Genomic DNA, 14,349 nt, shown 5'->3' with positions numbered 1-14,349 from the left:
GCCGTCGTGCGCGGCACCGCGATCAACCAGGACGGTGCGAGCAACGGCCTGACAGCGCCGAACGGGCCTTCGCAGGAGCGGGTGATCCGGCAGGCGCTGGCGAATGCCGGGCTTTCCACCTCCGACGTGGACGCCGTGGAAGCCCACGGCACCGGCACCACCCTGGGCGACCCGATCGAGGCCCAGGCCATCATCGCGACGTACGGTCAGGAGCGGGACCGGCCGCTCTGGCTCGGCTCGCTGAAGTCGAACATCGGTCACACCCAGGCCGCCGCCGGAGTCGGCGGCGTGATCAAGATGATCATGGCCATGCGGCACGGAGTGCTTCCGCGCACCCTGCACGCCGAGAACCCCTCGGAGCACATCGACTGGTCGGCCGGTGCCGTCGAGCTGCTGAGCGAGGCCCGGCCCTGGGACGCGCAGGATCGTCCGCGCCGGGCCGGAGTGTCGTCCTTCGGCGTCAGCGGCACCAACGCGCACGTGATCATCGAGCAGGGCCCGGCCGTGCCCGAGTCCGCCGAACCCGCCGAACCGCCGGTCGTGCCCTGGCTGATCTCCGCCAACGACGGCGACGGCCTCAGGGACCAGGCCGCCCGCCTGGCGTCGTGGGCTACGCACAACACCACGGCACCCGCCCTGGTCGGCAAGGCCCTGGTCACCGGCCGGGCGTTGCTGGAGCAGCGCGCGGTGGTGGTGGGTGCCGATCGGGCCGAGCTGGTGGCGGCCCTGCGGGCCTTGGCCGAGAACGGTACGGCGAGCTCGTCGGGTGGCCGGTTGGCGATGTTGTTCGCCGGGCAGGGGAGTCAGCGGGTCGGCATGGGCCGCGAGCTGGCCGAGGCGTTCCCGGTGTTCGCCGAGGCGCTCGACGAAGTGTGCGCTCTCCTTCCGCCTGAGCTGCGGGAGATCATGTTCGCTGGTCCGGCCGAGGCGTTGAACCAGACGGGCATGACGCAGCCGGCGCTGTTCGCCTTCGAGGTGGCGCTCTACCGGCTGCTGACCTCGCTGGGCGTCACCCCGGACGTGCTGGTCGGGCATTCGGTCGGCGAGATCGCCGCCGCGCACGTGGCGGGCGTGTTGTCGCTGGCCGATGCGTGCACGCTGGTCACGGCCCGCGCTCAGCTGATGCAGGCGCTTCCAGAGGGTGGCGGGATGCTGGCCATCGCCGCTCCCGAAGCCTCGGTGGCGCCGCTGCTGGAAGGCCGCACCGATGTCGGTATCGCCGCCGTCAATGGCCCGGCCTCGGTCGTCATCTCCGGCAGCGAAGCCGCGGTGGAGGAGATCGCGGCCCTGGTGGACGCTCGCACCCGCCGACTGCGTGTCTCGCACGCCTTCCACTCGCCGCTCATGGATCCGATGCTGGACGCCTTCGAGCAGGTCGTCTCCCGGCTGACCTTCCACGAGCCGTCGATCCCGATCATGTCCAGCGGTTCCGTGACCAACCCCGCCTACTGGGTGCGGCATGTGCGTGACGCCGTGCGCTTCGCCGATGGCGTGGCTGCTTCGGCAGCGGACGTCTTCGTGGAGATCGGCCCGGACACCACCCTCACAGCCCTGGCCCAGCAGTGCCTCGACGAGGGCGTCTTCATCCCCGCCACCCGCAAGGACCGCCACGAGGTCCGGTCGCTGGTCGAAGCCCTCGGCACCCTGCACACCCACGGCGTCATGATCGACTGGGACGCCTATTTCGCCCCCGTGCCCGTCCACCACGTCGACCTGCCCACCTACGCCTTCCAGCACCGCCGCTACTGGCTCGACGCCCCCATCGAGATCACCGCCGGCAGCGGGCTCGAAGCGGTGGAACACCCCCTGCTGACGGCGGTCGTCCCGGCACCGGGCTCCGGCTCGCTGACGCTCATGGGCCGCCTGTCCTCGCAGACGCAACCCTGGTTGGCCGACCACGCGGTGGACGGTCAGGTGGTGGTGCCCGGGGCGGCTCAGGTCGAGCTGGCGATCCGGGCTGGTGACGAGGTCGGCTGCCCGGTGCTCGACGAGCTCACCCTGCAGACCCCCATGGCCCTGCCCGAACAGGGGAGCCTGCACCTGCAGGTCGTGGTCGCGGAGGCGGACGGTTCCGGCCGGCGCCGGGTGACCATTCACTCCCGATCCGACGACGCCGCGGACTGGCAGCAGCACGCCCAGGGTGTCCTGGCTCCGGCCTCCTCCCGTGCGGCGGGCTTCGACCTGGTGCAGTGGCCGCCGCCGGGCGCGCAGGCCCTCGATGTGGCGAGCGTCTACGCCGACCTGACCGAGATCGGCATGGAGTACGGCGAAGCGTTCCAGTGCCTCAAGGCGGCCTGGCGTCAGGGCGAGGTGGTCTACGCCGAGATCGTGCTTCCGCAGGACGCCGACGCCCGCCGGTTCGGGCTGCACCCGGCGCTGCTGGACGCCTCGCTGCACGCCATCCCCCTGGCCGGACTGTTGCCCGAAGCCGATCCCGGCCGGCCGTACATCCCGTTCGCCTGGAACGACGTCGTCTTGCACGCGGAGGGTGCCACCGCCCTGCGTGTCCGCATCTCCGCGACGAGCAGCACGGGAGTGTTCGGTCTGGTTCTGGCCGACGCGACGGGTGCTCCCGTGGCGGAGGTCGGCTCGCTCATCCTGCGGCCCCGCTCCGCCGGGCAGGCACCCGCGCGCGGAACCTCCCTGTTCCAGCTGGACTGGACACCGGCCGGTCGTACCGGGCGGACGGACCTGCCCTACGAACTGCTGGACGTGCCGCTGGACGCCGCGCCCGCCCCTGACGCGGCTCGCCGCGCCACGGACCTGGTCCTCGGCCTCCTGCAGGCGGAGCCCGGCGCTTCACCGCTGGTCATCGTCACGCACGGGGGGGTGGCGACCGGCCTGGGCGAGGTCCCGGACCCGGCGCAGGCCGCGGTGTGGGGTCTGGTGCGGGCGGCCCAGGCCGAGCAGCCGGGCCGCTTCGTCCTGCTGGACCTGGACGACGACGCCGCCGCCGACGAGGAACTGGTCAGGCTGGCGCTGGCCTCGGGCGAGACGCAGACGGCCGTACGCGACGGACAGGTGCTGACGCCGAGGCTGAACCGGATGGCCGGCGTCGACGCGGAGCGCTCGGACCTGCCCGTGTCTCCTTTCGGGCCGGACCTGCCCGTGTCTCCCTTCGGGCCGGACAGCACGGTGCTGGTCACCGGCGGCACGGGCGGCCTGGGCGCGCTGGTGGCCAGGCACCTGGTGGCGGCCCACGGGGTGGGACGCCTGGTCCTGGTCAGCCGGCGCGGAGACCAGGCTCCCGGAGCGGCCGAGCTGGCTGCCGAGCTGACCGGGCTGGGCGCGGCGGTCACGATCGCGGCGTGCGACGTCGGCGACCGTGAGCAGCTGGCCCGGGTGGTGGAGTCGGTCCCGCTGACCGGCGTCGTCCACACGGCGGGCGTGCTCGACGACGGCATCGTCGGCTCGCTCACCCCCGAACGCATGGACGCCGTCCTGCGGCCCAAGGCCGATGCCGCCTGGCACCTGCACGAGCTGACCTCGGGCCTCGACCTGACCGCGTTCGTGCTCTTCTCCTCGCTCTCCGGCCTGCTGGGCAGCGCGGGACAAGGCAACTACGCCGCCGCCAACACCTTCCTGGACGCCCTCGCCCAGCAGCGCCGCGCCCAGGGCCTGCCGGCCACCTCGCTGGCCTGGGGCCTGTGGGCCTCCGGCATGGCGGGCGAACTCACCGAAACCGACCGGCGACGTCTCGAACGCGGCGGCATCACGCCGATGCCGGTCGACGACGGCCTGGCGCTGTTCGACGCGGCCGTCAACCACGAGCGTGCCGTCCTGGTCCCGGCCTCCCTGAACCTTCCGGCGTTGCAGGCCCAGGCCGCAACCCTGCCGTCGGTCCTGCACGGTCTGGTCCGCGTGCCCGCACGCAGGTCCGGTACGGCAGCGGCGGCAGCCTTCGATCCGACGGACCTCTTGCGGCTGGTGCGCACCCAGGCGGCGACGGTGCTCGGCTTCTCCGACGCGAAGGCGGTGGAACCCGCCCGGCGCTTCCAGGACCTCGGCTTCGACTCGCTCACCGCCGTCGAGTTCCGCAACCAGCTCAACCAGGCCACGGGGCTGCGGCTCCCCGCCACGCTGATCTTCGACTACCCCACGGCCGAGGCGGTGGCCGGCTACCTGGAATCGCAACTCGCCAGTGACCAGGCGTCGCAGGCCGTTGTCGCGGACGTCGCCGCCGCCGACGAGCCGATCGCCATCGTGGGCATGGCCTGCCGCTTCCCGGGCGGGGTCGCCTCACCCGAGGAACTGTGGCAGCTCGTGGCCTCCGGCGTGGACGCCATCGGCGAGTTCCCCACCGACCGCGGCTGGGACCTGGCGAAGCTGTACGACCCGGACCCGGATCGCCGCGGCACCTCGTACGCCCGACACGGCGGCTTCCTGTACGACGCGGCGGAGTTCGATCCCGGGTTCTTCGGGATCTCGCCGCGTGAGGCTTTGGCGATGGATCCGCAGCAGCGGTTGTTGCTGGAGACGTCGTGGGAGGCGATCGAGCGGGCTGGGCTGGATCCGGTGGGGTTGCGCGGTAGCCGTACGGGCGTGTTCGCGGGCGTCATGTACCACGACTACGCGCCCCAGCTCTCGGCCGCGCCGAGCGAGCTGGAAGGGCTGATCGGCACCGGCAGCTCGGGCAGCATCGCCTCCGGCCGGGTGTCGTACACGTTCGGGTTCGAGGGCCCCGCGGTCACGGTGGACACGGCGTGCTCGTCGTCGCTGGTGGCGCTGCACTGGGCCGCCCAGGCGCTGCGCTCGGGTGAGTGCGACCTGGCGCTGGCCGGTGGCGTGACCGTGATGTCGACGCCGAACACCTTCATCGAGTTCTCGCGGCAGCGCGGGTTGTCGACTGACGGGCGGTGCAAGGCCTTCTCCGCTTCGGCGGACGGCACCGGCTGGGGCGAGGGCGTCGGCGTGCTGCTGGTCGAGCGGCTGGCGGACGCGCGTCGCAACGGCCACCAGGTGCTGGCCGTGCTCCGGGGGAGTGCGGTCAACCAGGACGGTGCCAGCAACGGTCTTACGGCGCCGAACGGGCCTTCGCAGCAGCGGGTGATCCGGCAGGCGCTGGCCAACGCCAAGCTGGCTCCGTCGGACGTCGACGTGGTCGAGGCGCATGGCACCGGCACCACGCTCGGCGACCCGATCGAGGCTCAGGCGCTGATCGCTACCTACGGTCAGGATCGGGATCGGCCGCTCTGGCTGGGCTCCATCAAGTCCAACATCGGGCATGCGCAGGCGGCTGCGGGTGTGGCTGGTGTGATCAAGATGGTGATGGCGCTGCGTAGTGGTGTCATGCCGCGCACGTTGCATGCCGAGAGTCGTTCGGAGCACGTCGACTGGTCGGCGGGTGCGGTCGAGTTGTTGACCGAGGCTCGGGCCTGGGATGTGGAGGATCGTCCCCGTCGGGCGGCGGTGTCGTCGTTCGGGATCAGCGGCACGAACGCGCATGTGATCATCGAGCAGGGGTCGGTGGAGGAGGAGCCCGAGTCGGTTGCCGGTGCCCTTCCCGTGTCTCCGTGGCTGCTGTCGGCTCGCACGCCCGAGGCTTTGCGGGAGCAGGCTGTCCGGCTGGCTTCATGGGCCGAGGAGCGGCCCGAGCTGGATCCGGCGTGGACTCTGGCCACTGGTCGGGCGTTGCTGGAGCAGCGGGCTGCTGTGGTGGGCGCGGATCGGGCCGAGCTGGTGGCGGGCCTGCGGGCTTTGGCCGAGAGCGGTACGGCAGGCGGGTCTGCTGGTGGCCGGGTGGCGATGTTGTTCGCCGGTCAGGGCAGCCAGCGGGTCGGCATGGGCGCTGATCTCGCCGCTGCCTTCCCGGTCTTCGCCGAAGCCCTCGACGAGGTGTGCGCTCTGCTCCCGGCCGAGCTGCGGGAGACGATGTTCGCGGGTCCGGTCGAGGCGTTGAACCAGACGGGCATGACGCAGCCGGCGCTGTTCGCCTTCGAGGTCGCGCTCTACCGCCTCCTCACCTCACTGGGTGTCACCCCGGATGTGCTGGTCGGGCACTCGGTGGGCGAGATCGCGGCCGCGCACGTGGCGGGCGTGTTGTCGCTGGCCGATGCGTGCGCGCTGGTCACAGCTCGTGCTGAGTTGATGCAGGCGCTGCCTGAGGGTGGGGCGATGCTGGCCATCGCCGCCCCCGAAGCCTCGGTGGCGCCGCTGCTGGAGGGCCGCACCGATGTCGGTATCGCGGCGGTCAACGGCCCGGCGTCGGTGGTGATCTCGGGCAGCGAGGCTGCGGTGGAGGAGATCGCGGCCCTGGTGGACGCGCGAACCCGACGACTGCGTGTCTCGCACGCCTTCCACTCGCCGCTCATGGACCCGATGCTGGACGCCTTCGAGCAGGTCGTCTCCCAGCTGACCTTCCACGAGCCGTCGATCCCGATCATGTCCAGCGGTTCCGTGACCGACCCCGCCTACTGGGTGCGCCATGTCCGTGACGCTGTCCGCTTCGCCGATGGCGTGCTGGCTGCTGCAGCCGATGTGTTCGTGGAGATCGGCCCGGACACCACCCTCACGGCCCTGGCCCAGCAGTGTCTGGACGAGGGCGTGTTCGTCCCCGCCACCCGCAAGGACCGCGACGAGGTCCGGTCGCTGGTCGAAGCCCTCGGCACCCTCCACACCCACAACGTGCCGATCTCCTGGGTGTCGATCCTCACCCCGGCCAAGCACGTCGACCTGCCGACCTACGCGTTCGAGCACCAGCGCTTCTGGATCACCACGCAGGCCGTGGCGGGCGACGTGGCCGATGCGGGTCTCGGCGCGATCGACCACCCGCTGCTGAGCGCGGTGACGGAGGTCGCTGGCGGTGAGTCGGTGGTCTTCAGCGGCAGGGTGTCGGTCAAGGCCCAGCCGTGGCTGGCCGACCACGCCGTGAACGGCACCGTGCTGCTCCCCGGCGCAGGCCTCCTCGAACTGGCCTTGCGAGCAGGCGCAGAGGTGGGCTGGCCCTCGGTGCAGGAACTGACCTTGCAGGCTCCCCTTGTCCTACCGGCAGAAGGCGGCCTCCAGGTGCAGGTCGTCCTCGGCTCCGAAGAGTCGGGCACGCGCCCGATCTCGATCCACACCCGCCCGGAGAACGATCCGTCGACCCCATGGACGCAGCACGCCCAAGGCTTGCTGACCACCGATCTCCCGCTCCCTGCGTTCGAGCTGACGCAGTGGCCCCCGGCCAACGCGCAGCCCGTGGCCGCCCTCGACACCCTGTACGACCATCTGGCGAGCCTGGGCCTGGAGTACGGCCCGACCTTCCAGGGCCTGTCCCGCGCCTGGACACGACCGGGCGAGGTCTTCGCCGAGATCGACCTTCCCGAAGACGCCCATGCCGAGACGGACCGGTTCGGCGTGCACCCAGCCCTCCTGGACGCTGTGCTCCACGCGACCGGCCTGGGCGACCTGCTGCCGGAGGCGGAGCCCGGCCAGCCGTACCTTCCGTTCTCGTGGTCTGAAGCATCGCTTCACGCGACGGGCGCCACCTCGGTGCGCGTGAAGATCTCCGGAACGGGCGAGAGCAGCGTCACGCTGGCCATCGCCGACGAGACCGGCGCCCCGATGATGGAAGTGCGCACCCTCACCTTCCGCTCGCTGTCCACCTCGGACCTCGCTTCGGCCAGCGGCCAGGGCATGTTGCACCGCTTGGATTGGACGGAGCTCGTCCCGACCGGAGTGGCGCCCACCTGGATATGGGCCGACGACCTGGACGCGGTGGTAGAGCCGCCGGAGGCCGTACTGATTTACGGTCCGTCGGGCGAGGACCTGCGTGCGGTGACGCACCAGGTGCTCGGGCTGGCGCAGCGGTGGCTGGCCGACGAGCGGTTCGCCGCCTCACGGCTGGTACTGGTCACGCGGGACGCGGTCGCGGACCCGATTCAGTCGGCGGTGTGGGGTCTGGTCCGCGCGGCACAGGCCGAACAGCCGGGCAGGCTCGTCCTGCTCGACCTGGACGAGGACGCCTCGGCCGACGACCAGCTGATCGGGCTGGCGCTGGCCACGGGCGAGCCCCAGGTGACCGTCCGCGCCGGCCAGATGCTCACCCCGAAACTGAACCGACTGGCCACCGCCACGCCGGGCACCGACGCCGAGCGTTCCGCCTCGCCGGGTGGTGACGCCGAGCGTTCCCCCACGCCGGGCAACGACGCCGAGCGTTCGGCAGGGTCGGTGTTCGGGCCCGACAGCACGGTCCTGATCACCGGCGGCACCGGTGGCCTGGGCGCGCTGGTGGCCAGGCACCTGGCGGACACGTACCGGGTCGGTCATCTGCTGCTGGTCAGCCGGCGCGGAGACCAGGCTCCCGGAGCGGCTGAGCTGGCTGCCGAGCTGACCGGGCTGGGCGCGACGGTCACGATCGCGGCGTGCGACGTCGGCGACCGTGAGCAGCTGGCCCGCGTGGTGGAGTCGGTCCCGCTGACCGCGGTGGTCCACACCGCAGGGGTGCTGGACGACGGTGTCATCGGCTCGCTCACCCCTGAGCGGTTCGACGGAGTGCTGGGGCCGAAGGCGGATGCCGCCCGGCACCTCCACGAGCTGACGGCCCACCTCGACCTGACCGCATTCGTCCTGTTCTCCTCGATTGCCGGAGTAGTGGGCAGTGCGGGCCAGGCGAGCTACGCCGCCGCCAACGCCTACCTGGACGCGCTGGCCAGGCAACGAACCGAGCAAGGACTACCCGCCACCTCCCTGGCCTGGGGCTTGTGGGCCTCCGGCGGCATGACGGGCGACCTGACCGAAGCCGACCTGCGCCGGATGGAGCGGGCAGGCATCAAGCCCCTGTCGGTCCAGGAAGGCCTGGCCCTGTTCGACGCCGCCCTCCGCACCGGCGAGCCGAACCTCGTCCCCGCCCGCTTCGCCGAGCGCAGGACAGACCGCAAGCCGGTACGGCGAGCGGCTACTTCCGGCGGGCTCACGCAACGCCTGGCCGCGATGACCCCGGCGGAGCGGCAGTCGATGCTCATGGATCTGGTCAAGAGCCACACCGCCACCGTCCTCGGTTTCCCCGACGGGTCGGCGATCGACCAACGACGCCAATTCCAGGACCTGGGATTCGACTCGCTGACCGCGGTCGAGTTCCGCAACCAGCTCAGCACCGCGACCGGGCTGCAGCTCCCGGCCACCCTGATCTTCGACTACCCGACGGCCGAGGCGGTGGCCGGTCATCTGGCCGCCGAGCTCGCGGGTGAGACGGTCGAGCAGGCGGTCACCCGCGGTGTCGCGGCGGCGGACGAGCCGATCGCGATCGTGGGCATGGCCTGCCGCTTCCCCGGCGGTGTCTCCTCGCCGGAGCAGCTGTGGGACCTGGTCGCGCAGGCTCGGGACGCGGTGGGCGACTTCCCGTCCGACCGCGGCTGGGATGTGGACGGGGTATACGGACCCGAACCTGGCACACCTGGCAAGACCTACACGCGGCACGGCGGCTTCCTCTACGACGCGGCGGAGTTCGATCCCGGCTTCTTCGGGATCTCGCCGCGTGAGGCTCTGGCGATGGACCCGCAGCAGCGCCTGCTGCTGGAGACGTCATGGGAGGCGATCGAGCGGGCCGGACTGGATCCGGTGGGGTTGCGCGGCAGCCGTACCGGCGTGTTCGCGGGCGTGATGTACCACGACTACGGCCTTGGCACCCCGGCGAACACCAGCGGCGGCAGCCTCGTGTCCGGACGGGTGTCGTACACACTGGGCCTGGAAGGTCCAGCGGTCACCGTCGACACGGCGTGTTCGTCGTCGCTGGTGGCGCTGCACTGGGCGGCCCAGGCGCTCCGATCGGGCGAATGTGACCTGGCCCTGGCCGGTGGCGTGACGGTGATGTCGACGCCGGGCATGTTCATCGAGTTCTCGCGCCAGCGCGGACTCTCGGCGGACGGCCGCTGCAAGGCGTTCTCCGCCTCGGCGGACGGCACGGCGTGGGGCGAAGGCGTCGGCGTGCTGCTGGTCGAGCGGCTGTCCGACGCGCAGCGCAACGGCCACCACGTGCTGGCCGTCCTGCGAGGCAGTGCGATCAACCAGGACGGTGCGAGCAACGGCCTGACCGCGCCGAACGGGCCCTCGCAGCAGCGGGTGATCCGTCAGGCGCTGGCCAACGCTGGGCTGACGACCTCCGACGTGGACGCTGTGGAAGCCCACGGCACCGGCACCACCCTGGGCGACCCGATCGAGGCCCAGGCGATCATCGCCACCTACGGGCAGGACCGTGACCGGCCGCTCTGGCTCGGCTCGCTGAAGTCCAACATCGGTCACACCCAGGCCGCCGCCGGAGTCGGGGGCGTGATCAAGATGGTCATGGCCCTCCGCAACGATCTGCTGCCCCAGACGCTTCACGTGAGCGAGCCCAGCCCGCACGTGGACTGGTCGGCGGGGGCCGTCGAGCTGCTGACCGAGCCGGTCGCCTGGCAGCAGAACGGTCACCCGCGCCGCGCCGCGGTCTCCTCGTTCGGGATCAGCGGAACGAACGCGCACGTGATCATCGAGCAGGGGCCGGTGTCCGAGGAGCCGGAGTCGATCACGAATGAGCTCCCGGTCTCGCCGTGGCTGCTGTCGGCCAAGACGCCTGACGCGCTGCGGGCGCAGGCTGCCCGGCTGGCGGAGTGGGCCGAGGAGCGGCCGGAGGTGGACCCGGCGTGGACGCTGGCCACCGGTCGGGCGCTGCTGGAGCAGCGGGCTGTGGTGGTGGGTGCCGATCGGGCCGAGCTGGTGGCGGGCCTGCGGGCCTTGGCCGAGAACGGTACGGCAAGCGCTGCAGGCGGCCGGTTGGCGATGTTGTTCGCCGGCCAGGGCAGCCAGCGGGTCGGCATGGGCGCCGAACTGGCGGCGGCCTTCCCGGTGTTCGCCGAAGCGCTCGACGAAGTGTGTGCGCTGCTCCCGCCGGAGTTGCGGGAGGCCATGTTCGCTGGTCCGGTCGAGGCACTGAACCAGACCGGCATGACCCAGCCGGCGCTGTTCGCCTTCGAGGTGGCGCTCTACCGGCTGCTGACCTCGCTGGGCGTCACCCCGGACGTGCTCGTCGGGCACTCGGTGGGCGAGATCGCCGCCGCGCACGTCGCCGGGGTGCTGTCCTTGTCCGATGCATGCACGCTGGTGACTGCCCGCGCGCAGTTGATGCAGGCACTGCCCGAAGGTGGCGCGATGCTGGCCATCGCCGCCCCCGAAGCCTTAGTGGCGCCGCTGCTGGAAGGCCGCACCGATGTCGGCATCGCCGCCGTCAACGGCCCGGCCTCGGTCGTCATCTCCGGCAGCGACGCCGCGGTGGAGGACATCGCGGTCCTGGTGGACGCACGCACTCGCCGACTGCGCGTGTCGCACGCCTTCCACTCGCCGCTCATGGATCCGATGCTGGCCGACTTCGAGCAGGTCGTCTCGCGCCTGACCTTCCACGAGCCGCAGATCCCGATCATGTCGAACGGTTCAGTGACCGACCCCGGCTACTGGGTGCGGCACGTGCGTGACGCGGTCCGCTTCGCTGACGGCGTTGTGGCCAGTCAGGCGAACGTGTTCGTGGAGATCGGCCCGGACACCACCCTCACCGCCCTGGCCCAACAAAGCCTGGACGAGGGCGTGTTCATCCCCGCCACCCGCAAGGACCGCGACGAGGTCCGCTCGCTGGTCGAAGCCCTCGGCACCCTCCACACCCACAACGTGCCGATCGACTGGACCACGATCGTCACCCCAACTCCCCACGTGGACCTCCCCACCTACGCCTTCCAGCACGACCGCTACTGGGTCCCAGCCATGATCGAGACCGCCGACATGGCAGACGCCGGACTCGGCGCGATCGACCACCCGCTCCTGAGCGCCGTGACCGAGGTCGCCGGCGGTGAGTCGGTGGTCTTCAGCGGCCGCCTGTCGGTCAAGGCCCAGCCGTGGCTGGCTGATCACATGGTGGGCGGGCACGTGCTGGTGCCGGGCGCGGCCCTCGTCGAACTGGCCACCCGCGCAGGTGACGAGATCGGCTGCTCCTACCTTCAGGAGCTGACCATCCAGGCGCCCCTGGTGGTGCCGGCGGAAGGCAGCCTCCAGCTCCAGGTCGTCATCGGAGCGGCGGAGGAGCCGGAGGCGCGGGCCCTGACCGTCCACTCCCGGGCCCAGGACGCCGCCGAGTGGACCCAGCACGCCCAGGGCCTGCTGACCACCGAGCTCCCGCTCCCTGCGTTCGAGCTGACGCAGTGGCCCCCGGCCAACGCGCAGCCGGTGGCCGTCGACAGCTTGTACGACGACCTGGCGGGCTTCGGCCTGGAGTACGGCCCGACCTTCCAGGGTCTGGTCCGTGCCTGGGCCCGGCCGGGTGAGGTGTTCGCCGAGATCGATCTCCCCGAGGAGGCTCATGCCGAGGCGGATCGGTTCGGGGTGCACCCGGCTCTGCTGGACGCCGTGCTGCACGCCTGCGCGGTGGGTGATCTGCTGCCTCAGCCCGAGCCCGGCAAGCCGTACCTGCCCTTCTCCTGGTCGGGTGTCTCCCTGCACGCCTCGGGTGCGACCTCGGCGCGGGTGAAGATCATCGCTACGGGCGGGAGCAGTGTCACGCTGGCCATCGCCGACGAGACCGGCGCCCCCGTGGCCGATGTCGAGGCGCTCACGCTGCGCCCGCTGTCCACAGCGGGTCTGAGCGGCGCCGGAGGCGACAGTCTGCTCCACCGGTTGGAGTGGACGGCGATCGTCCCGGCCGGGGCGGCGCCTGCCTGGGTGCGGGCGGACGACCTGGACTCGGTGGCGGAGCCGCCGGAGGCCGTGCTGGTCGACGGCCCGTCGGGCGAGGACTTGCATGCGGTGACGCACGAGGCGCTCGTTCTGGTGCAGCGGTGGCTGGCCGAGGAGCGGTTCGCGGCCTCGCGGCTGGTGCTGGTCACGCGGGACGCGGTCGCGGATCCGGTGCAGTCGGCGGTGTGGGGTCTCGTGCGGGCGGTTCAGGCTGAGCAGCCGGGCCGGTTCGTGCTGCTGGACCTGGACGAGTCCGCCGCGGCCGACGATCAGCTGATCGGGCTGGCGCTGGCTTCGGGCGAGGCCCAGGTGGCCGTGCGGGCCGGACAGATTCTCGCGCCGAAGCTGAACCGGCAGCCCGCCGCACCGACGAGCGACGACCCCGAGCGTTCCGCTTCGCGGGGCGCAGACGGCGGGCGTTCTGCGAGGCCGGTGTTCGGGCCCGACAGCATGGTTCTGATCACCGGTGGCACGGGTGGCCTGGGCGCGCTGGTGGCCCGGCACCTGGTGGCCGCCCATGGAGTCCGCCGTCTGGTGCTGGTCAGCCGCCGCGGTGGCCAGGCGCCGGGGGCCGGGGAGCTGATGGCGGACCTGACCGAGCTCGGTGCCGCCGTGACGGTGGTGGCGTGCGACGTCGGCGACCGTGAGCAGGTGGCCCAGCTGGTGGGGTCTCTCCCGCTGACCGGCGTGGTGCACACGGCGGGTGTGCTGGACGACGGCATCGTCGGCTCGCTCACCCCGGAGCGTATGGACGCGGTCCTGCGGCCGAAGGCCGATGCGGCCCGGCACCTGCATGAGCTGACGGCCCACCTCGACCTGACCGCGTTCGTGCTGTTCTCCTCCCTGGCCGGGGTGGTGGGCAGTGCGGGACAGGCCAGCTATGCGGCGGCCAACGCGTACCTGGACGCGCTGGCCAGGCAACGAACCGAGCAGGGCTTGCCGGCCACCTCCCTGGCCTGGGGCCTGTGGGCCTCGGGCGGCATGGCGGGCGATCTGGCCGAAACGGACCTGCGCCGGATGGAGCGGGCGGGCATCAAGCCCCTGTCGGTCCAGGAAGGCCTGGCGCTGTTCGACGCCGCCCTGAGCACCGGCGAGCCCAACCTCGTCCCCGCCCGATTCGCCAAGGCGAGGACCCGGCCGCAGCCCCGCCGTACGAGGTCCGCGCAGTCCCTGTCGGAGCGCCTGGCCACGATGGATCCGGAGCAGCTGCACGCCACCCTGGTCGACTTCGTCCGGGAGCAGGTCGCGGTGGTGCTCGGCTTCGCGGACGCTTCGGCGGTCGAGCCGCGGCGCCGTTTCCAGGACCTCGGCTTCGACTCGCTCACCGCGGTCGAGCTGCGCAACCAGCTGAGCGCCGCGACGGGTCTGCGGCTACCGGCCACGTTGATCTTCGACTATCCCAGCCCCCTGGCGCTGACCCAGTTCGTGCTCGAGCAGCTCTTCCCCGCGGTGGCGGCGGCGGAGGCGGGGCCGGGGCGCAGCGACGCGGAGGTGCGCCAGTTCCTGACGACCATCCCCATCTCGCGGCTGCGAGAGGCGGGCCTGCTCGACAGCCTGCTCCGCCTGGCCGGTCCCGACGACCGGGAGCCGGGCAACCCGACCGAGGCGGAGGCGATCGACACCATGGACGCCGACCTCCTGATTCAACTCGCCCTGGAGGGCGGGGGTTCCTAA

1 protein-coding gene (only partly in view) is annotated in these 14,349 nt (G+C 71.8%); it reads left to right on the top strand.

Annotated elements, in window-relative coordinates; genetic code table 11:
• On the top strand, positions 1-14,349 hold the 3' portion of the coding sequence (locus tag ACIBH1_RS15415; RefSeq protein ID WP_397314370.1) for an SDR family NAD(P)-dependent oxidoreductase. Its footprint begins 13,041 nt before the window's first position; only the last 14,349 of its 27,390 coding nucleotides appear in the window; the start codon falls outside the window, past its left edge; the stop codon is at positions 14,347-14,349.

Origin of the sequence: Nonomuraea sp. NPDC050663 (assembly GCF_044456985.1) — a bacterium.
GTDB lineage: Bacteria > Actinomycetota > Actinomycetes > Streptosporangiales > Streptosporangiaceae > Nonomuraea.
The sequence above is the reverse complement of the archived record's forward strand: the minus strand, read 5'-3'. Positions and strand labels throughout refer to the sequence as shown.